Origin of the sequence: Blautia acetica (genome assembly GCF_038739805.1) — a bacterium.
Lineage (GTDB): Bacteria > Bacillota > Clostridia > Lachnospirales > Lachnospiraceae > Blautia.
The window spans coordinates 26,187-45,466 of record NZ_JBBEWO010000010.1 but is presented as its reverse complement, the minus strand read 5'-3'; the positions used below and the strand labels follow the sequence as shown (position 1 = coordinate 45,466).

General features: G+C 44.5%; 19 protein-coding genes. All 19 read left to right on the top strand.

Annotated features, from left to right (window positions below):
- Positions 1-41 precede the first annotated feature (41 nt).
- The 19 genes from WBS51_RS08375 to WBS51_RS08285 all read left to right on the top strand — a co-directional run bounded on the left by WBS51_RS08375 (position 42) and on the right by WBS51_RS08285 (position 19,271).
- A complete protein-coding gene (locus WBS51_RS08375) occupies positions 42-1,433 on the top strand; it encodes a hemolysin family protein (RefSeq protein ID WP_173749580.1) in 1,392 nt (463 codons plus the stop codon).
- Positions 1,403-2,131 carry a YebC/PmpR family DNA-binding transcriptional regulator gene (locus WBS51_RS08370; protein WP_173749579.1) on the top strand — a complete coding sequence of 243 codons (729 nt, stop codon included), beginning with the start codon at positions 1,403-1,405 and terminating at the stop codon, positions 2,129-2,131. Before WBS51_RS08375 ends, WBS51_RS08370 begins: the two co-directional genes overlap by 31 nt.
- Before the next feature lie 54 nt (positions 2,132-2,185).
- Complete coding sequence (locus tag WBS51_RS08365; RefSeq protein WP_173749578.1) at positions 2,186-2,887, top strand: ClpP family protease; 702 nt, start codon at positions 2,186-2,188, stop codon at positions 2,885-2,887.
- 106 nt (positions 2,888-2,993) lie between these two features.
- Positions 2,994-3,866, top strand: a complete 873-nt coding sequence (locus tag WBS51_RS08360) for an undecaprenyl-diphosphate phosphatase (protein WP_173749577.1) — start codon at positions 2,994-2,996, stop codon at positions 3,864-3,866.
- Between the two features lie 19 nt (positions 3,867-3,885).
- Positions 3,886-6,441, top strand: coding sequence for an FtsK/SpoIIIE family DNA translocase (locus tag WBS51_RS08355; protein WP_173749576.1), 2,556 nt, complete (start codon positions 3,886-3,888; stop codon positions 6,439-6,441).
- Positions 6,442-6,460: 19 nt separating this feature from the next.
- Complete coding sequence (locus WBS51_RS08350) at positions 6,461-7,591, top strand: chitobiase/beta-hexosaminidase C-terminal domain-containing protein (protein ID WP_291683603.1); 1,131 nt, start codon at positions 6,461-6,463, stop codon at positions 7,589-7,591.
- Between the two features lie 194 nt (positions 7,592-7,785).
- Positions 7,786-8,673, top strand: a complete 888-nt coding sequence (locus WBS51_RS08345; RefSeq protein WP_173749574.1) for a sulfide/dihydroorotate dehydrogenase-like FAD/NAD-binding protein — start codon at positions 7,786-7,788, stop codon at positions 8,671-8,673.
- Positions 8,673-10,067 (top strand): NADPH-dependent glutamate synthase, encoded by a 1,395-nt coding sequence (gene gltA, locus WBS51_RS08340; protein ID WP_173749573.1) that lies wholly within the window; start codon positions 8,673-8,675, stop codon positions 10,065-10,067. The genes WBS51_RS08345 and gltA overlap by 1 nt, the downstream gene beginning before the upstream one ends.
- Positions 10,068-10,161: 94 nt before the next feature.
- On the top strand, positions 10,162-10,875 hold the full coding sequence (locus WBS51_RS08335; RefSeq protein ID WP_173749572.1) for a DNA alkylation repair protein: 714 nt from the start codon (positions 10,162-10,164) through the stop codon (positions 10,873-10,875).
- A 16-nt stretch (positions 10,876-10,891) separates the two neighbouring features.
- The gene (locus WBS51_RS08330) at positions 10,892-11,437 is read left to right on the top strand and encodes a DsrE family protein (protein ID WP_173749571.1); all 546 of its coding nucleotides are present in this window, start codon (positions 10,892-10,894) and stop codon (positions 11,435-11,437) included.
- Between the two features lie 13 nt (positions 11,438-11,450).
- A complete protein-coding gene (gene rlmH, locus WBS51_RS08325; protein ID WP_173749570.1) occupies positions 11,451-11,930 on the top strand; it encodes a 23S rRNA (pseudouridine(1915)-N(3))-methyltransferase RlmH in 480 nt (159 codons plus the stop codon).
- Positions 11,931-12,210: 280 nt separating this feature from the next.
- Complete coding sequence (locus WBS51_RS08320) at positions 12,211-12,573, top strand: PD-(D/E)XK nuclease domain-containing protein (protein WP_302702776.1); 363 nt, start codon at positions 12,211-12,213, stop codon at positions 12,571-12,573.
- A gap of 29 nt (positions 12,574-12,602) precedes the next feature.
- Positions 12,603-13,622 (top strand): sugar kinase, encoded by a 1,020-nt coding sequence (locus WBS51_RS08315; RefSeq protein WP_173749569.1) that lies wholly within the window; start codon positions 12,603-12,605, stop codon positions 13,620-13,622.
- Between the two features lie 26 nt (positions 13,623-13,648).
- Complete coding sequence (gene rsmH, locus WBS51_RS08310; protein ID WP_173749568.1) at positions 13,649-14,698, top strand: 16S rRNA (cytosine(1402)-N(4))-methyltransferase RsmH; 1,050 nt, start codon at positions 13,649-13,651, stop codon at positions 14,696-14,698.
- Between the two features lie 24 nt (positions 14,699-14,722).
- Positions 14,723-15,331 (top strand): peptidylprolyl isomerase, encoded by a 609-nt coding sequence (locus WBS51_RS08305; protein WP_173749567.1) that lies wholly within the window; start codon positions 14,723-14,725, stop codon positions 15,329-15,331.
- A gap of 89 nt (positions 15,332-15,420) precedes the next feature.
- Entirely contained in the window at positions 15,421-16,482 is a 1,062-nt protein-coding gene (locus WBS51_RS08300; protein WP_173749566.1) for an FUSC family protein, read from the top strand.
- Between the two features lie 82 nt (positions 16,483-16,564).
- Positions 16,565-16,864 (top strand): Dabb family protein, encoded by a 300-nt coding sequence (locus WBS51_RS08295; protein WP_173749565.1) that lies wholly within the window; start codon positions 16,565-16,567, stop codon positions 16,862-16,864.
- 33 nt (positions 16,865-16,897) lie between these two features.
- The gene (locus tag WBS51_RS08290; protein WP_173749564.1) at positions 16,898-17,911 is read left to right on the top strand and encodes an aldo/keto reductase; all 1,014 of its coding nucleotides are present in this window, start codon (positions 16,898-16,900) and stop codon (positions 17,909-17,911) included.
- A 187-nt stretch (positions 17,912-18,098) separates the two neighbouring features.
- A complete protein-coding gene (locus WBS51_RS08285) occupies positions 18,099-19,271 on the top strand; it encodes an MFS transporter (RefSeq protein WP_173749563.1) in 1,173 nt (390 codons plus the stop codon).
- Positions 19,272-19,280: the final 9 nt, after the last annotated feature.

Sequence of the window (19,280 nt, the reverse complement as noted above, 5' to 3'; positions counted from 1 at the left end):
CGTGAGAAAACGGAAGAAGAAAGAAGGAATGAAAGAGATTTATGGACGATGGGGGCAGCCCTATATGGGCTCTTACAGTTTTTATTTTATTTATTATGATAAACGGAATCCTGTACGGCTTTGGTGCGGCAGTACAGAAAATCAGTGAAAATGAATTGGAAAAGCGGACCAAAGAAGAGGGAGACAAAAAAGCACAGTGGATTTTAAAAATTATGGAAAATCCCAGCCCGATTATCCATACCATACTCACCATTGCAACGCTGCTCAGTATTATGACGGGATATACAGCTATCCATTCTATTACCCCTTATGTGTTTCGATGGCTTACGGAACTGGAGGCTTTTTGGGGAGCGGGTGTGCCGAACTGGATTTTGAAAGATACGGCGCTGATTCTGGTTGTGATTTTTTCTCTGATTGTGCTGTTGTCTTTTGGTGTGATTTCTGCCAAGAAAGTATTTAACAGCAATCCCGACGCCTGGGTATACCGAACAGCCGGAATTGTAAAATTTCTGGTGACGCTTTTTAAACCTGTGACTTTTCTGATTATGAAATTGTCCAACGTGATTGTGCGCCTTTTCGGTGTGGACCCGCATAAGCAGGAGGATGATGTGACCGAGGAAGAGATTATTTCCATGGTAGATGACGCCCACGAACAGGGCATCATCGAAGAGAGCGAAGCGGAAATGATTCAGAATATCATGGAGTTTTCTGAAACGGAGGCTCAGGATATTATGACCCATCGAAAGAATATCCATGCCATAGAGGAGAATGTTCTGTTAAAAGACGCTCTGCTTTATATGCTGGAAAACAGCAATTCCCGGTATCCCGTATACCGGGAGGACATTGACGATATTGTGGGAATCCTGCATTTAAAGGACGCTATGAAGCAGGTGACTCTGGGGCATTGTGAGTCTATGCCAATCTGTACCATCCCCAATCTCATTCGGGAGGCTGCGTATATTCCGGAAACCAGAAATATCAGTGATTTATTCCAGCGTATGCAGGCAAAAAAAATGCACATGGTGATAGTTGTGGATGAATATGGACAAACCTCCGGTATTGTTACCATGGAAGACATTCTGGAGGAAATCGTGGGAAACATTCTGGATGAATATGATGAAGAAGAACATTTTATCCAGGTGCAGACCGATGATTCTCTCGTTATGGAGGGACGCACACCCTTGGAACAGGTAGATGAGGTGCTGGATTCCGATTTTGATGAGGAAGAGTTTGATACCTTAAACGGCTTTCTGACCTCTGTGCTGGGACACGTACCCAATATGGCCGAGGACAAGGAAATCAGAACAAACGGATATTTATTTACTATCCTTGGGGTAGAAAATAATACAATACAAAAAGTTCGGGTGGAAAAGCTGCCCGAAGAAGAAAAAGGAGAAAAGAAATGTCAGGACATTCAAAATTTGCAAACATAAAGCATAAGAAAGAAAAAAATGATGCCAAAAAGGGTAAAATCTTTACTGTTATCGGAAGAGAAATCGTGGTTGCCGTAAAAGAGGGCGGCCCGGACCCGGCCAACAACAGCAAGCTGCGTGATGTTATCGCAAAGGCAAAAGCCAACAATATGCCAAACGATACCATTGAACGAGGAATTAAAAAGGCAGCCGGAGACGCTAATGCGGATAACTTTGAAGTGCTTACATACGAAGGTTACGGCCCAAGCGGTGTGGCTATTATTGTACAGACACTGACTGACAATAAAAACCGTACAGCCGGAAATGTAAGAAGCGCTTTCACAAAGGGCAGCGGAAATATCGGAACCCCCGGCTCTGTATCTTTTATGTTTGACAAAAAAGGTCAGATTATCATTGATAAAGAAGAATGCGAAATGGACGCAGACGACCTGATGATGATTGCTCTGGACGCCGGTGCGGAAGATTTTGCAGAAGAGGAAGACAGCTTTGAAGTGCTGACAGACCCGGATGAATTCAGCACAGTAAGAGAAGCCCTGGAAAAAGAAGGAATTCCTATGCTGGAAGCACAGGTTGCCATGATTCCTCAGAATTATGTCACACTGTCTGACGAACAGGATGTAAAGAATCTGCAGAAAACCCTGGATTTGCTTGATGACGATGACGATGTGACCGACGTGTGGCACAACTGGGAAGAATAAAATTTAACAAGATACACATAATACCTCCAGAAAAGAAAACTGGAGGTATTCTTAATGTCTGAGGAGAAAAAAGAAAAGCTGGAAACCGCAGAAAAGCAAAATGAGCAGATAGAAAACCTGGGAGAAGTCCTTCTGGATGAGAATCAGAAGCAGTATCATATTCAGCTTTTGTCCATTATCGGAGAGGTGGAAGGGCATGAATGTCTCCCTAATAACAGCAAAACCACAAAGTATGAGCACGTTTTGCCAAAACTGGCCATGATAGAGGACAGTCAGGAAACAGACGGCCTCTTAATCCTTTTGAACACGGTAGGCGGAGATGTGGAAGCAGGACTTGCCATTGCGGAGATGATTGCTTCCTTAAGCAAACCTACGGTTTCCCTGGTTCTGGGAGGCGGCCATTCCATCGGGGTTCCCATGGCTGTTTCTGCGGACTATTCCTTTATTGTGCCAAGCGCCACCATGGTGATTCATCCGGTGCGCAGCAGCGGTATGTTTATCGGTGTAATGCAGACTTACCGGAACATGGAAAAGATACAGGACCGTATCACAGGATTTATTGCGGCCCACTCAAAAATGAAGCAGGAGCGTATAGAAGAACTAATGCTGAATACGTCCCAGCTTGTGAAAGATGTGGGAACCATGCTGGAGGGAGAAGATGCAGTGAAAGAAGGATTGATTGATGAGACCGGAGGGATTCGGGAGGCCTTGAAAAAGCTGTATGAAATGATTGAACGTAAAAGACAAATTTCTTAATCAGAAAACTCCGAAGATTTTAAAGTTGTATGATATCCGGATTTATGGTAAAATAAACATTTGATAATATGATAAATTACGAAAGACAAAGGAAGAGGTTGAAGACATGTCATTGATAGAGGCACTGTTACTCGGACTGGTACAGGGACTTACTGAATTTTTGCCTGTAAGCAGTTCTGGTCATCTGGCCATTTTAAAAAATCTGCTGCAGATAAAAGAAACAGGAATTATCTTTTCCGTACTTTTGCATACAGGCACCCTTGCGGTACTTCTTGCGGCTTTTCGCCAGGACGTGAAAAAACTATTGTTGGAGGGTTGCAAGACCATCTACGATTTTGCGGGGAATTTTAAAATTTATTTTAAAAACCGACACGAACAGGAAGCTATCCGCTATAAAAAACTGATTTCAAATAATTACCGAAAACTGTTTTTACTCTTGCTGGTTTCCACACTTCCCACGGCTGTGGAAGGGATACTTCTTGAAGACTTGGTACTGCAGGCAGAGAGTAATCTGCTGGCACCGGCAATAGGACTGTTTATCACAGGTATTTTTCTGCTGGTGATTGATTTCTTTCCGGCAGGAAAAAAAATTCCAAAAGATGTAGGTTATGGTACGGCATTTTTCATTGGTATTTTTCAGGGAATTGCCGTATTTCCAGGAATTTCCAGGCTTGGTATTACTTTGGCCGTCTGTCTGATGTGCGGCTTTAACCGGAAATTTGCAATAAAATACGCTTTTCTGACCGCAATACCGGCTGTGCTGGGTGCAGCATTCTGGGAACTGATACAGGTTCCCGGTTCCGGAATTTCAGCGGGAACCTTTGGTATCTATCTGGCGGCAGCTGTTGTTGCGGGAATCACAGGCTATTTCTGTATCCGGCTTATGCTGCGGCTTATTCGGAAAAAGAAATTTTCTTTTTTTGCAGGATACTGTTTTCTGCTGGGTACAGCAGCGGCAGTCTGCAATTTTGTATTATAAGTAAGGGGAGAACATGATTATGGCGGCAGCGAGAAAAAGAAGCACCGGAAGCAGAAATACTTCCGCAAAGACTTCCAGCAGCAGAAAAAAGAATACGAAAACACAGGCAAAGAGGGGGGCAACTGAGCATACATCCAGTTCTGTAGAGTCTGAAATTACTCTGTGGATTGTACTGACAATCTCCATTGTCCTTCTAGTCAGCAACTTTGGTGTAGGCGGGGCTGTAGGAAATGCCATCAGCAGTTTCTTTTTTGGACTGGTAGGTCTGATTTGCTATCCTCTGCCCATCTTTCTGTTCCTGGGAGTGGCCTTTGTCATATCTAATAGCCGAAATCCCAGAGCTTACCGAAAAATGGTGGGATTTTTACTTTTATTCATTGCCATGTGTATGTTTATGCAGCTTCTGACAGAAGGGGCAGTATATGAAGATTCCATACTGACTTATTATCAGGTTTCAGCAGAATACAAGACCGGAGGAGGGATTCTGGGCGGTCTTTTGTGCAGGCTCTGTGTACAGGCCTTTGGAACAGTAGGTACCTATGCCATTACCGTTGCTGCTATTATGATTTCCTTGGTACTGATTACCCAAAAATCCATGTTTGACATGATTCGCAAATGCAGCCGATGGGCTTACCGTCACGCAGCGCAAAGCCGTGCCCGGAGAATCGAAGCAGCCAGAATCCGTCAGGAACAGGCAGAAGCTTTGCAGGCGGAGGCCGAAGAAGAACACTCTTCCCGCCGAAAAGAGCGCCGGGAGGAAAAACAGCAACAGCCGCATCATCAAAAACAGGGCAGGGAAATTCCTACTTTCTTCACTGCAGAACCGCCCAAAGAGGAACCTGCAAAAGAAAATCCTGTAGACGAGCCTTTTGTACCGGAAAAAGCTTTCCCTATTCAGAGGGCAGACCATCTGGTGCAGGATATTGAGGAAATTGCCGTCTTAGAGGACGGAGTCGAAGATACAGCTGAAGAAATACCGGCAAAAGAACAAAAATCAGAAAAAACGGAGGGCAGCCACGGGAAAAATCCTCGCTCTTCTAAGGAAGAGATTCAAAAAGGTGTGGATGATGTCAAAAACGAAATTGCCGCAAAGGAAGTACAAGAGAAAAAGGAATATACCTTCCCTCCGGTTTCCCTTTTGAAAAAAGGCACAAAAAGCAATGGGGATTCCAATGCACACCTGCGGGAAACAGCAGGAAAGCTCCAGGAAACCCTACATAACTTCGGTGTAAACGTTACGATTACGAATGTCAGCTGCGGCCCTACAGTTACCAGATATGAACTGCAGCCGGAACAAGGAGTAAAGGTCAGCAAAATTGTCAGTCTTACCGATGATATCAAGCTGAATCTGGCGGCGACAGACATTCGTATTGAAGCACCGATTCCCGGTAAAGCGGCTGTGGGAATTGAGGTTCCAAATGCCAACAACAGTACGGTTATGCTTCGGGAACTGATTCAGTCTGACGCATTTCAGAAAAGCGAATCCAGACTGGCTTTTGCAGCAGGAAAAGATATTGCCGGAAAACCGGTTATTGCCGACATTGCGAAAATGCCCCATTTACTCATCGCAGGTGCCACTGGTTCCGGTAAATCAGTATGTATCAACACACTGATTATGAGTATTCTATATAAATCCTCACCGGAAGAAGTGAAATTGATTATGATTGACCCCAAGGTGGTGGAACTGAGCGTTTACAATGGCATTCCGCACCTGTTTATTCCGGTGGTGACAGACCCGAAAAAAGCGGCTGGAGCCTTAAACTGGGCTGTAGCGGAAATGACCGAGCGATATAACAAATTTGCCCAGTACAATGTGCGGGATATCAAAGGATACAACGCAAAAGTGGATGCCCTGACGGATATCGAAGCAGACAAAAAACCGCCAAGGCTGCCGCAGATTGTCATTATTGTGGACGAGCTTGCAGACCTTATGATGGTGGCGCCGGGAGAGGTGGAAGATTCCATTTGCCGCCTGGCCCAGCTTGCAAGAGCGGCTGGAATTCACCTGATTATTGCTACTCAGCGTCCTTCCGTAAATGTTATTACAGGTCTGATTAAAGCAAATATGCCTTCCAGAATTGCTTTTTCTGTATCCTCTGGTGTGGATTCCAGAACCATTCTGGACATGAACGGTGCAGAGAAACTGCTTGGAAAGGGCGATATGCTCTTTTATCCCCAAGGCTATCAGAAACCGGCCAGGGTACAGGGCGCTTTCGTCAGCGATCAGGAGGTCAGCGCAGTAGTAGAATTTCTTGCAAGCCAGAATCCTTCGGCTGCTTACAGTCAGGAAATCCAGGAGAAAATCGAGGCAGTAAAAGAAGCTTCTTCATCAGCGACAGATACTGCCAACGAGCGAGACGCTTACTTTAAAGATGCGGGAAAATTTATTATTGAGAAAGACAAAGCTTCTATCGGCATGCTGCAGAGAATGTTTAAAATCGGTTTTAACCGGGCGGCCAGAATCATGGACCAACTGTGCGAAGCCGGAGTTGTAGGCGAAGAAGAAGGGACAAAGCCTAGAAAAGTCCTGATGTCTATGGAAGAATTCGAGCAGTTTATTGATGAGTATTTATAGAAAATGAGGATGAAAATACATGAAATGTAGAAACTGTGGAGCAGAGTATGAAGAAGGCACTCTGTTTTGTCCAAAATGCGGCAAAGAGATTCAATGGGTACCGGAATACAATACCTTAGAAACCCTGATACGGCAGAAGGAACTCCAGGAACAGGAGCAGCGAAAGAAAGAACTGGAAGCACATAAAGAGAGAGAACGTCTTCAACGAAAGGCCGAACAGGAGCGGAGAAAAAAAAGGAAAAAGAGAATGATTCTGGCAGGTACTGCAGCAGCGGTGGCAGTAGTCGTAGGTGCAGGTCTGTTTTTTGTGTATCAGACCCAAATAAATTCCTTTGATTTCCAGATGGCCCAGGCGGAAACAGAATTCAGCAATAAAGCTTACAGCGAAGCACTGAAATATGTAGAGCGGGCGCTGTCTTTAAATCCCGACAGCGCAGAGGCCAACATTCTGGAAGCGAAGATTTATCTGAAAGAGGGAAACGAGGAAGCGGCTCTTTCCATTCTCTTATCCGTTGTGGAAAACCACCCGGACAGCACCAATGCCTACGGTGAAGTGCTTCGTCTGTATGAAAAAAATAAGGAATATGATAAAATACGTGATTTGATGAGCACGGCGACAGACAGCATGAAGTCAAAATATCAGAGCTATGTCTGTGAACTTCCTTCCGTTTCTCCCGCAGGTGGCAGTTACAGTGAAGAAGTAAAAATACAGATGGGTACTCTGTCTTCGGGCACAAAAGTGTATTACACCCTGGATGGCACAGACCCGGACAGCAGTAGCCAGGAATATAACGGTTCGATTCTTCTGGACGAAGAAGGAGACTTCACTTTGAAATACATTGCCTATAACGAAAAGGGTATTTCCAGCGAAGTAGGAAAAGAGACTTACCACCTGACCTTTAAAGCACCGGAAAAGCCTCAGATTTCGCCACCTTCTGACAAATATGAGTATGCGGCAGAAATTATTGTAACAGCTCCTGACGGCTGTGATATTTATTATGCCTTCGACGCAGAACCCACCACAGAAAGCGAAAAGTACACCGGTCCCATTACGATGCCCGAAGGAGAACACACCTTTTCCGCGATTGCTGTAGATTCCAGAGGTAAGGTCAGCCAGATCAGCAGCGCCATCTATGTATTTTATGGATAAATCCGTAAAAATAATTAAATAATACAGCAATCTGCACAAATTCTGTGCGGTACTAAGAAATCGGATTGAATTTTCAGTCCGATTGTCTTATACTGGAGAATAGTAATCATAACAATATATCGACAAAAGATGCACCCACTGGGAAATGCAAAGCCAGAAAGCCGGTATTTTGGATGAAATATGAGGAGGACATTATGTATAAGATTCTAAAAGCAGAAAAGCTGAATGAGATTGTATATCTCATGGAAGTCGAAGCACCAATGGTCGCAAAACACTGCGAGCCGGGTCAGTTTATCATTGTGAAATTAGATGATGCGGGAGAGAGAATTCCCCTGACCATCTGTGATTATGACAGAGAGGCAGGCACAGTTACCATTGTATTTCAGCCGATTGGCGCCTCTACAGAAAAATTTGCAAAATTACAGGCAAAAGATGCATTTGAGGACTTTGTAGGTCCCCTGGGCTGTCCATCTGAATTTGTACATGAAGATTTAGAAGAGTTAAAGAAAGAAAAAATTCTGTTCGTTGCAGGCGGTGTAGGTACTGCACCTGTTTACCCGCAGGTAAAATGGCTGCATGAACACGGCATTGACGCAGACGTTATCGTAGGTGCCAAGACAAAAGACTTAATCATTCTGGAAAAAGAAATGGAAGCGGTTGCAGGAAACCTGTATATCACCACAGATGACGGTTCCTACGGACGCAGCGGTATGGTTACGAAGGTGATTGACGACCTGGTTGCGGAAGGTAAGAAATACACTCGCTGTGTAGCCATCGGACCTATGATTATGATGAAATTTTGCTGCCTGACCACAAAGAAATACGAAATTCCTACTATCGTATCCATGAACCCGATTATGGTAGACGGTACTGGTATGTGCGGTGCCTGTCGTGTCATCGTAGGCGGAGAAGTGAAATTTGCCTGCGTAGACGGTCCGGAATTTGACGGTCACTTAATTGACTGGGATTTGGCTATGAAAAGACAGCAGATGTACAAGACAGAAGAAGGAAGAGCATTGTTAAAAGAACGTGAAGGAGAGACTCATCACGGCGGATGCGGAAACTGCGGAGGTGACGAATAATGGGCAGCGTATTAGAAAAAGTTCCTGTAAGAGAACAGGACCCAAAGGTAAGAGCAACAAATTTTGAAGAAGTTTGTCTGGGATATAACAAAGAAGAAGCAATGGAAGAAGCAGCCCGCTGCTTGAACTGCAAGAATGCCAAATGTGTGAAAGGATGTCCGGTATCCATCAACATTCCTGCATTTATTCACGAAGTAAAAGAGGGCAACTTCGCAGAGGCATACAAAATCATCGGTCAGTCCAGCGCACTGCCGGCTGTCTGCGGACGTGTATGTCCTCAGGAATCCCAGTGTGAAGGCGTTTGTATCCGCGGTATCAAAGGAGAAGCCGTTTCCATCGGTAAGCTGGAACGTTTCGTAGCTGACTGGGCAAAAGAAAACGGTATCAAACCCGAAGCGCCTGCTGAAAAGAACGGTCATAAGGTAGCCGTTATCGGTTCCGGTCCTTCCGGACTTACCTGCGCCGGAGATTTGGCTAAAATGGGCTATGATGTAACTATCTTTGAAGCCCTGCACCAGCCGGGCGGCGTACTGGTATACGGAATTCCGGAATTCCGTCTTCCGAAAGACAAAGTAGTAAAAGAAGAAGTGGAAAACGTAAAATCTCTTGGCGTTAAAATTGAAACAAATGTCATCATCGGTAAATCCACTACAGTAGATGAATTAATGGAAAACGAAGGCTTTGAAGCTGTATTTATCGGCTCCGGTGCCGGCCTTCCAATGTTCATGGGTATTCCCGGAGAAGTATCAAACGGGGTATTCTCTGCAAACGAATACCTGACCAGAAGCAATCTGATGAAGGCTTTCCGTGAAGACTATGATACCCCTATTGTAACAGGTAAAAAAGTCGTTGTTGTAGGCGGCGGAAACGTAGCTATGGATGCTGCAAGAACAGCTCTTCGTCTGGGCGCAGAAGTACATGTTGTATACAGAAGAAGTGAAGAAGAGCTTCCGGCAAGAAAGGAAGAGGTTCATCACGCAAAAGAAGAAGGCATTATCTTTGACCTTCTCACAAATCCGGTAGAAATTCTGGCAGACGAAAACGGTTGGGTAAAAGGCATCAAATGCGTACGCATGGAATTAGGGGAACCGGATGCTTCCGGCAGAAGACGTCCGGTTGTTGTTGAAGGTTCTGAATTCGAGATGGATGTAGATACTGTTATCATGTCTCTGGGAACTTCACCTAACCCGCTGATTTCTTCCACTACCATTGGTCTGGATGTAAACAGAAGAAAATGTATCATTGCAGACGAAGAAAGCGGACAGACATCAAAAGAAGGTGTTTACGCAGGCGGTGATGCCGTAACCGGCGCAGCAACGGTTATCCTGGCTATGGGGGCAGGAAAAGCGGCAGCAAAAGGTATTGATGAGTTTATCAAAAACAAAGCAAAATAATTGCAGAAACAGATAAGATACATAGAGGGCATCGCATTAAGTACATAACAAGGGGCTTAAAGCGATGTCCCTTTTGTTATATGGAGATGGTGACATGGAAAAGAAAACAGAAGAATACACAGATATCACCGCCTGGGTGCGGGAAGAACTGCTTCGCCATGCAGAGGAAGCATATGGAGAATTTCACAAATCCCTGGTGCCAGGTCTGGAATCCATGCTGGGGGTCCGGGTGCCCAACATACGGAAAATCGCGAAAAAGGCGGCAAAAATAGATTATTACGCATATGCCAAAGAGGCAGACTTATCCGTGTATGAGGAATTAATGATAAGAGGCATGATGATCGGCTATGCCTGTCTGACTATGGAAGAACAGAAAACAGAACTGAGAAAATTTGTTCCTCATATCAATAACTGGGCTGTTTGCGATTGCTGCTGTGCCACCTATAAATTTATGAAAAAGAACCAGGAAGACTGGTTTTCTTTCCTGGAAGAATATGTATACAGCCATAGCGAATACCAGGTGCGCTTTGCCGTGGTGTGTATGCTGGATTTCTTTATCTGTGAAGCTTTTCTGGAGAGGGTACTGGATTTGCTTTCGCAGATTCGCCAGGAAGGTTATTATGTAAAAATGGCAGTGGCCTGGGCTGTTTCTATTTGCTACATCAAATTTCCCAGGGAGACAGAAAGACTCTTTACAGAGAATCTTCTGGATGACTTTACCCACAACAAAGCCATTCAGAAAATCCAGGAATCTTACCGGGTAGAAAAAGCAGACAAAGAACGGCTGAACACCTTAAAACGAAAGTGAGAAATGAGGATAAGACATGAAGGCAAAAGTAAAGGATAAAATCAGAATTATCAATAAAATGAATGACTGGTCCATGGATTACAAAGAAGGAGATATCTTTACTGTGGAAAGTACCTGGTACGGCGGTGTAAATGTCAAAAGCCCTGCAGGTATTCCCCTGTCCCTTGATGAGGTGGAATATGAAGTTTTGGAGGAAAACAGTGACGCAAAGCTTACACAAAAGCAAAGGGCAATCTTTCATGCAGACAGTGAATCCGGCGTCCAAAAAGCCCTTGATGATGCCGAAAATCTGCTGAAATACGGAAGAAGGAAGGGCCTCTGTGTGGAACTGGAAATTCTGGCAGAAGGAACGGGCATTTTTGTTTTTCGCGCATCTTCTAAGGAAAATGAAAAAATCCGGAGTCTGCAGTCAGAAGGCATAAAATTTGTAGTGTGTCAAAAAGCCATGGAACAGATACCACTTACCGGAGCAGAATTGATATCCGGCGTAAAACTGGCAGAACTCGGCATTGCAGAACTGGTGGAAAAAGAGAGCCAGGGATTTGCCTATATCAAAGCGTAAAGGGACAACGATTATGAAAATTACGGTTATTACAGTGGGAAAACTGAAGGAGAAATACTTAAAAGATGCCATTGCGGAATACAGCAAACGACTGAGCAAATACGGTAAGCTGGAAATATTAGAAGTGGCAGATGAAAAGACACCGGATATGGCCAGTGAGACCGTAGAACGGCAAATACGGCAAAAAGAAGGGGAACGGATTCTGCGGTATATAAAGGATGACGCCTATGTGCTTACTCTGGAAATTGGCGGCAAAATGCTGGATTCCGTGGAATTTGCAAAGAAAATCGAAACGCTGGGTGTACAGGGGAAAAGTCATCTGACTTTCGTTATCGGTGGTTCTATCGGCTTAGGTGAAGAAGTACTGAAACGGTCCGACTATGCGCTGAGTTTCTCTAAAATGACGTTTCCTCATCAGCTTATGCGGGTAATCTTGCTGGAGCAGATATACAGAGGATATCGGATTATAGAGGGCGCGCCATATCATAAATAGGGGCGGTTGTGTTTTCCTGCCGGGGTGTGTATAATAATGGAAACAGGAAGAAGGTGATTTCTATGGCAAAGACCGTCAGTATTGGTCTTCAGGATTTTGGCAAAATACAGGATTTGAATACTTTTTATATTGATAAAACGAAATTTATCAAAGGCAGATAATTTATGAACAACTGCAGGAAAAAGAAAGTGCCATTTGGAGTCTTTTTCTGGCCAGTGGTTATTTAAAAGTGGAGCAGGTAGAATTTCAGAAAACGGGACGAGTTCTCTATTCTCTTTCTTTGACAAATAGGGAAGTCCGCATGATGTTTGAAACCATTATACAGAGTTGGTTTGCTGACTATGACAGTGGCTATAATGATTTTGTGAAGGCATTATTGTCAGACGATGTCAAAGCAATGAATGTATATATGAACCGGGTTGCCGTGACGACCTTCCGTTTTTTTGACACTGGAAGAAAAATTTCCGTATCCCATGACCCGGACAGTGAGAGGCGTTTGGAAGATACGGCGAAGAATGCGCTGAAACAAATTGACGAGAAAAAATATGCAGCGATATTGGCTTCAAAGGGAATTCCACAGGAAAAAATCCGAAAGTATGGGTTTGCATTTTGTGGAAAAGAAATATTCATTGGAAAAGAATAAGAAAGTATATTTTGAATGGAGGCATTGACATGAAAGTAGTCACTTTTGGAGAAATTATGCTGCGTCTGAAGACGCCCGAACATTTGCGGATTCTGCAGACCAGAGATTTTGAAGCCAGCTACGGAGGAGCAGAAGCCAACGTGGCTGTGTCTCTAGCCATGCTGGAAGACCCGGTATCTTTTGTCACGAAGGTTCCGGATAATCCAATAGGGCGGGCAGCGGTAAACGAAGTACGCCATTACGGGGTGGATACTTCCTATATTTTAAAGGGAGGTTCTCGTCTGGGCATTTATTATTTTGAAAAAGGCAGCAACATCCGTCCTACGAATGTCGTATATGACCGGGAATACAGCGCACTTTCTCTTGCAGAGGCTTCTGAATTTCACTGGGAAGAAATTTTGGAAGAGGGAGATATTTTCTATTTTTCCGGTGTCACCCCGGCTATCAGTGCGCATATGAAAACCGCTGTGCTTAAGGCCCTGCAATATAGCCGAAACCACGGAGTGTTTGTTGTCTGTGATTTAAACTACCGGGCAAAAATGTGGAGCAGCCGGCAAGCTCAGACGGTTATGAAAGAATGTATGCAGTATGTGGACTTGTGCATTGCCAACGATGAAGATTTTGAAGCAACTTTAGGCATCCCTGCCTTTGATGGAAATATGCGTACAGGAATTCAGCAGATGGATACTTATAAAAAAGGAATGGAGGAAATTTTAAAGCAGTATCCGGGCTGCAAGTCCGTGGCCAGTGTTCTGCGGAATATGTATACGGTGGAAGACGGGGACTGGATGGGAATTTATTTGAAAGACGGAAAATTCTACGAAAGCCCGATTCACACCGTACACAGTCTGGAAGCAGTAGGGGCGGGAGACGCTTTTGCAGGGGGCTTGCTGCATGGTATTCTCAGGAATTTTGAGCCGCAGAAAACCATTGATTTTGCCATTACCGCCAGTGTAATGAAGCTAATGATACAGTATGATTTTAATATTGTCACAGAAGAGGATATTCTGCGGATTATGAAATCTTCCAATACAAATCTGCAAAGGTAGGAAAACAGAAGGAAATGGAGAGCATTATGGAAAATCAGGAACCAAAACATCAGCGCCGGGTACGCTATAAAGGCACACACCCGCGGACTTATAAAGAAAAATACAAGGAGCTGCAGCCGGAAAAATATGCGGATACCATTGAAAAAGTTATTCGCAAGGGTGGCACTCCGGCAGGTATGCACATTTCTATCTGTGTACAGGAAATTCTGGATTTTCTGCAGATACAGCCGGGACAGCAGGGTCTGGATGCCACCTTGGGATATGGCGGACACAGTTCCAAAATGCTGGAATGTCTGCAGCAGAAGGGACATCTCTACGCTCTGGATGTAGACCCCATTGAAATGAAAAAGACACAGGCCAGGCTGGAAGGCATGGGGTATGGTCCGGACATTCTGACTGTCAAACAGATGAATTTTGCAGACATTGACCTGCTGGTACAGGAGACAGGGAAATTTGACTTCGTACTGGCAGATTTGGGCGTTTCTTCCATGCAGATAGATAATCCGGAACGGGGATTTACTTATAAACAGGAGGGACCTTTGGATTTGCGCCTGAATCCTGAAAAAGGGATTTCCGCAGCAGAACGATTAAAAGACATTTCACAGGCAGAACTGGAAGGTATGCTCATGGAAAATTCCGATGAACCTTATGCCAGAGAAATCTCCATGGCTATTCTCTCAGAACAGAGAAAAGGGCATGTAATTGACACCACTACAAAGCTAAAAGAAGTCATTGAAAAGGCCCTTGTCCGTCTTCCAAAAGAAGAGCAAAAAGAAGCAGTGAAAAAGTCCTGTGCCAGAACCTTCCAGGCACTGCGCATTGATGTGAACAGTGAATTTGAAGTACTGGAAGCTTTTCTTGAAAAATTACCCCGGATTTTAAAACCACAGGGAAGAGTGGCGATTCTCACCTTCCATTCCGGGGAAGACCGTATGGTAAAAAAATCTTTCCAGAGTTTTTACCGGGAAGGTGTTTACCGGGATATTGCCAAAGAGGTTATCCGCCCTTCCAAAGAAGAGTGCAATCAAAACAGCCGGGCCCGTTCTACCAAAATGCGCTGGGCCATAAAAGCATAAATGTGACAGACAGGAGACAGAAAAATGAAGAAAACAGCAGCTTTGTTACTTGCAGGAATTTTTACCGCAGCACTTTTGGCAGGTTGCGGCACAAAAGGAGAGAGCAAAAAGGAAAACAGCAGTCAGACAGATAACAGTGATGATACAAAGGTACAAATCACAGTAAAAGAATATGGAACCATTGAGGTAGCCCTGGACGAGGAAGCAGCGCCTCTTACTGTGGAAAATTTTCTGAAACTGACAGAGGAAGGCTTTTATGACGGACTGACCTTTCACCGTATTATAGACGGCTTTATGATTCAAGGCGGCGACCCAAAAGGAAACGGAACCGGCGGCTCTGACGAAACCATCAAGGGAGAATTTTCTGAAAATGGAGTGGAAAATCCTCTTTCACATACCAGAGGTGCTATTTCCATGGCACGCTCCCAGGACTATGACAGCGCCAGCTCCCAGTTTTTTATTGTGCAGGAAGACAGCACCTATCTGGACGGACAATATGCGGCTTTCGGGTATGTCACAGAAGGTATGGATGTGGTAGATAAAATTTGCGAAGATGTGTCTGTGGAAGACCAGAACGGAACCGTTCTGCCAGAAAATCAGCCCGTAATCGAAAGTATCAAGGTAGTAAAATAGAAATTTCTGAATTGACAAGTCTGTGCCCAGATGGTATAATGCCTCCCCGATAACAAGAAGACAGAAGAAAGGGCTAGGTGTTATGAAGTATGACCATTTATCAGGAATTACAGTTAAATCAAGCGGGCTCTAAGGCGCTTATTAAAAGCAGCCAGAGCCGGAAAGAAAAGGTTCGTCACATTGCAGTATATCTGTTGAAAATTTTTATTACCATGGCGTTCTGCATGGCTTTTGTCATTGGCTACAGCACGATTTTCGGAGATGAAAACAGTGTAACCGGCGTGGTCGTGTTACTGTGCGTCATGGTGTTTCGTTTTGCGGATTTCGGAATTTACACACCGCATGCGTTAAGTTCCCTCATGGCTGTGTTTGCCATATTGGCGGTTGGCCCCAGACTGGCCAATATGGGAAATCTTTTTACAGAACTGCTGGTGAATCTGGCATGTATTTTTATACTTATGGTGTTAGGTTGTCATAATGTGGTTATGGCAAACCATTCTACTTTGGTGCTGGGATACCTGCTTTTGTACGGGTATGATGTAACCGGAATGGATTATGCTCTGCGTCTGGCAGGACTTGGTGCAGGCGCTCTGCTTACCGGTATTGTGTTCTACCGCAACCATAAAAACCAGACTTATAAAAGAGCGTTCAAACATTTAATTCTGGAATTTGATTTATCCTCTGTACGGACCAGATGGCAGCTGTCCATTACTTTTGGCGTATCCACCGCCATTTTTCTGGCAGGACTTCTTGGACTTCCCAGAAGCATGTGGGTAGGTATTGCAGTCATGTCCGTGCTGCTGCCATTTAGAAGAGACATGAAAGAGCGTGTGAAGGGAAGAATTCCCGGAAATCTGGCCGGAGGTATTGTATTCCTTCTGGTATATCCGCTTCTGCCAGAAAGTCTTTGTCCATATATTGGAGTCATCGGCGGCGTTGGTGTAGGACTTTCCGCAACTTATGGTTGGCAGGCTGTATTTAATTCCCTGGGTGCTATGGCCATTGCCGTCAGCTTCCTGGGCGTTCCCGGTGCTGTATTTTTCCGTATTTTCAACAATATTCTGGGTTCTGTGTATGGGCTGGTTTTTGATAAACTTTTTCACGGTTCCTTAAACCGGATGAGCCAGAAAAACACACTGGCAGATTCCTGAGGATTGCAGTTGACAGCAGGGATTTTAATGTATTAAAATAATGACGCAGAAAAAATCTTAACAAAAAAGGGAGATGGAAATTATGGTACATCACATTGTTATGTGGAAATTCAAACCGGAAATCGAAGAAAGTCAAAAACCACAGCTGAAACAGGCTATGGCAGAGCATTTAAAGGGACTGGTAGGAAAGGTTCCGGGGCTTTTAACCGTCGACTTTGTAGAACAGCCGCTGCCTTCCAGCACACATGATATGGCGCTGGTTACTACTCTGGAAAAAGCGGAGGATGTAGCTGTTTACGGTTCCCACCCGGAGCATGTAAAAGTGGCAGATACGTATGTCCGCCCTTATGTTACAGAGAGAGCTTGCCTGGATTACGAATAATTTCCCATTGATTTACATAGTAGGAGAAGCAAAATGCAGAAAGTAAGACTTGGAAAAACAGAACTTGAAGTGAGCAAAAACGGATTCGGAGCGCTTCCCATTCAGAGAATTACAAAAGCTGAGGCCGTATATCTGCTGCAGAAAGCCTTTTATCACGGCATTAATTATTTTGATACTGCAAGGGCTTATTCTGACAGCGAAGAAAAACTGGGAGCAGCTTTTTCCTATACACGGGAAAAGCTGGTTATCAGTACCAAAACAACGGCTCAGAATGAAAAGGATTTCTGGAAAGATTTAGATGAGAGCCTTTTAAAGCTGCAGACAGATTATATTGATATTTACCAGTTCCACAATCCGGCTTTTTGCCCCAGACCGGAAGACGGCACAGGACTTTATGAGGCCGCTTTAAAGGCAAAGGAACAAGGAAAAATCCGCCATATCGGTATTACCAATCACCGTTTGGCAGTAGCAGACGAGGCGATTGCCTCTGGTCTATATGAAACCCTGCAGTTTCCGTTTTCCTATCTGGCCGCTGAGGCAGATATCAAGCTGGCAGAACAGTGTAAGGACGCAGATATGGGCTTTATTGCCATGAAAGGACTTTCTGGCGGACTGATTCACAACTCTGCTGCCGCTTATGCCTTTATGGCCCAGCCGCAGTTTTCAAATGTAGCGCCTATCTGGGGTATCCAGAAGGAAAACGAACTGGACGAATTTCTTTCATATGAGGTCTGTCCCCCGCAGCTGACCAAAGAACTGCAGGAGGAAATTGCCAAAGACAGGGAACAGCTTTCCGGAGATTTCTGCCGTGGCTGTGGTTACTGTATGCCCTGTCCGGCCGGAATCGAAATCAATAACTGTGCCCGTATGAGTTTAATGCTCCGAAGAGCACCTCAGACGGCATGGCTGTCCTCGGAATGGCAGGCAAAAATGCAGAAAATTGACGGCTGTATGCACTGCAATAAGTGTATGAAAAAATGTCCATATGGATTGAATACGCCGGAACTTCTAGCCAAAAATTATGAGGACTACAAAACCTTTTTATAACTTTTAAAAGCATAACCAAGGAGCAAATTTATATGGATACAAAAAATCTTCCAATCTGAATATTATAAGAGGATACAATTCAGTAAGCCAGACTCGGGTGTGGTTTTATTATGTTGTCTTTTTATAATATACAGAAAAAGAGAGCTGCGCTGCAAATGCAGAGGCAGTTCCTTTATGGAGGATTTTTATGTATTTTAAACTAAATTTTAACAAAAATCTTGTGCTTATGTATGCCATTTCCCTGCTGCAGGGCATGGTTTTTTACGGTTCTGTTTCCACTTTGTACCGTCAGGCCGTGGGAGTCACGCTTTTTCAGATAACTCTTATGGAGAGTCTTTCCATGGTACTGACCATTGTACTGGAAATCCCCTGGGGAATTCTGGCGGATAAAATTGGGTATAAACGGACTTTTGTGATCTGTTCCTTTTTGTTTTTTGTCTCCAAGCTGGTTTTCTGGAGAGCAGACAGCTTCGCCGATTTCCTGACAGAGAGAATTCTTCTGGCCGCAGTGATTTCCGGTTTGTCCGGGGTGGACACCAGTATTTTATACCTTTCTGCAAAGGGAAAAGATACCCAGCGAATCTTTGGATTTTTTAATACTATGTCCGTTGCCGGGCTTTTTCTGGCTTCGGGTATGTATTCCCTTTTTATTGGGAAAGACTATCGAATGGCAGGACTTCTGACAGCTGTAAGCTATGGCATTGCCGCTTTTTTGTCTCTATGGCTTACAGAAGTCCGGGAAGAAACAAAAGAGACGGAACGAAAAAACAGCTGGCAGATTTTTTGTCAGACCCTTCCGGAACTGTTTGGCAGGAGAAACGTGACAGCCTTTCTTGTCAGCATGGCTCTGGTTTCAGAAGTGTACCAGATGACAACCGTAGTTTTAAATCAGCCGCAGTTTCAAAAATGCGGAGCCACAGACAAGCAGATTGGTCTGCTGTTTCTGCTTCTGACCATTTGTGAGATGACCGGCAGACTTTCTGCCCGGATTACCCAAAAAATCAGTGAAACGGCTATGTTTCTTGGGGCTTTTCTGATTCCCGGTATTTGCTGCCTTATTTTAGCAGGGACAAACAGTCTGGCAATTTCTGCTTTTGCTGTTATGCTGATTCAAGTCAGCTTTTCTCTTTTGCAGCCTTTGCAGACAGAAATGCAAAATCGTATGGTTGTGCCGGGACATCGGGCTGCCATGCTGAGCGTCTATGCGGTCTTTATGGATGGCACAGCTGCCGTAGTGGATTTGCTCTTTGGGAAGGCAGCAGATTTTCATTTGCCTTTGGCTATGCTTTTAGGGACATTGGCCTGCACTCTGGGGCTCTTTTTATACTGCCGGGGAAGCCGGAAAAAGAATACTATCTAAAACAGGAGA

Excerpts from the sequence above, each read along its gene's own strand:
- WBS51_RS08290 (WP_173749564.1), top strand. The coding sequence starts at position 16,898 with ATGCAGAAAGTAAGACTTGGAAAAACAGAACTTGAAGTGAGCAAAAAC.
- WBS51_RS08345 (WP_173749574.1), top strand. The coding sequence starts at position 7,786 with ATGTATAAGATTCTAAAAGCAGAAAAGCTGAATGAGATTGTATATCTC.
- WBS51_RS08360 (WP_173749577.1), top strand. The coding sequence starts at position 2,994 with ATGTCATTGATAGAGGCACTGTTACTCGGACTGGTACAGGGACTTACT.
- rsmH (WP_173749568.1), top strand. The coding sequence starts at position 13,649 with ATGGAAAATCAGGAACCAAAACATCAGCGCCGGGTACGCTATAAAGGC.
- rlmH (WP_173749570.1), top strand. The coding sequence starts at position 11,451 with ATGAAAATTACGGTTATTACAGTGGGAAAACTGAAGGAGAAATACTTA.
- WBS51_RS08330 (WP_173749571.1), top strand. The coding sequence starts at position 10,892 with ATGAAGGCAAAAGTAAAGGATAAAATCAGAATTATCAATAAAATGAAT.
- WBS51_RS08305 (WP_173749567.1), top strand. The coding sequence starts at position 14,723 with ATGAAGAAAACAGCAGCTTTGTTACTTGCAGGAATTTTTACCGCAGCA.
- WBS51_RS08370 (WP_173749579.1), top strand. The coding sequence starts at position 1,403 with ATGTCAGGACATTCAAAATTTGCAAACATAAAGCATAAGAAAGAAAAA.
- WBS51_RS08350 (WP_291683603.1), top strand. The coding sequence starts at position 6,461 with ATGAAATGTAGAAACTGTGGAGCAGAGTATGAAGAAGGCACTCTGTTT.
- WBS51_RS08285 (WP_173749563.1), top strand. The coding sequence starts at position 18,099 with ATGTATTTTAAACTAAATTTTAACAAAAATCTTGTGCTTATGTATGCC.
- WBS51_RS08295 (WP_173749565.1), top strand. The coding sequence starts at position 16,565 with ATGGTACATCACATTGTTATGTGGAAATTCAAACCGGAAATCGAAGAA.
- gltA (WP_173749573.1), top strand. The coding sequence starts at position 8,673 with ATGGGCAGCGTATTAGAAAAAGTTCCTGTAAGAGAACAGGACCCAAAG.
- WBS51_RS08335 (WP_173749572.1), top strand. The coding sequence starts at position 10,162 with ATGGAAAAGAAAACAGAAGAATACACAGATATCACCGCCTGGGTGCGG.
- WBS51_RS08300 (WP_173749566.1), top strand. The coding sequence starts at position 15,421 with ATGACCATTTATCAGGAATTACAGTTAAATCAAGCGGGCTCTAAGGCG.
- WBS51_RS08355 (WP_173749576.1), top strand. The coding sequence starts at position 3,886 with ATGGCGGCAGCGAGAAAAAGAAGCACCGGAAGCAGAAATACTTCCGCA.
- WBS51_RS08375 (WP_173749580.1), top strand. The coding sequence starts at position 42 with ATGGACGATGGGGGCAGCCCTATATGGGCTCTTACAGTTTTTATTTTA.
- WBS51_RS08315 (WP_173749569.1), top strand. The coding sequence starts at position 12,603 with ATGAAAGTAGTCACTTTTGGAGAAATTATGCTGCGTCTGAAGACGCCC.
- WBS51_RS08365 (WP_173749578.1), top strand. The coding sequence starts at position 2,186 with ATGTCTGAGGAGAAAAAAGAAAAGCTGGAAACCGCAGAAAAGCAAAAT.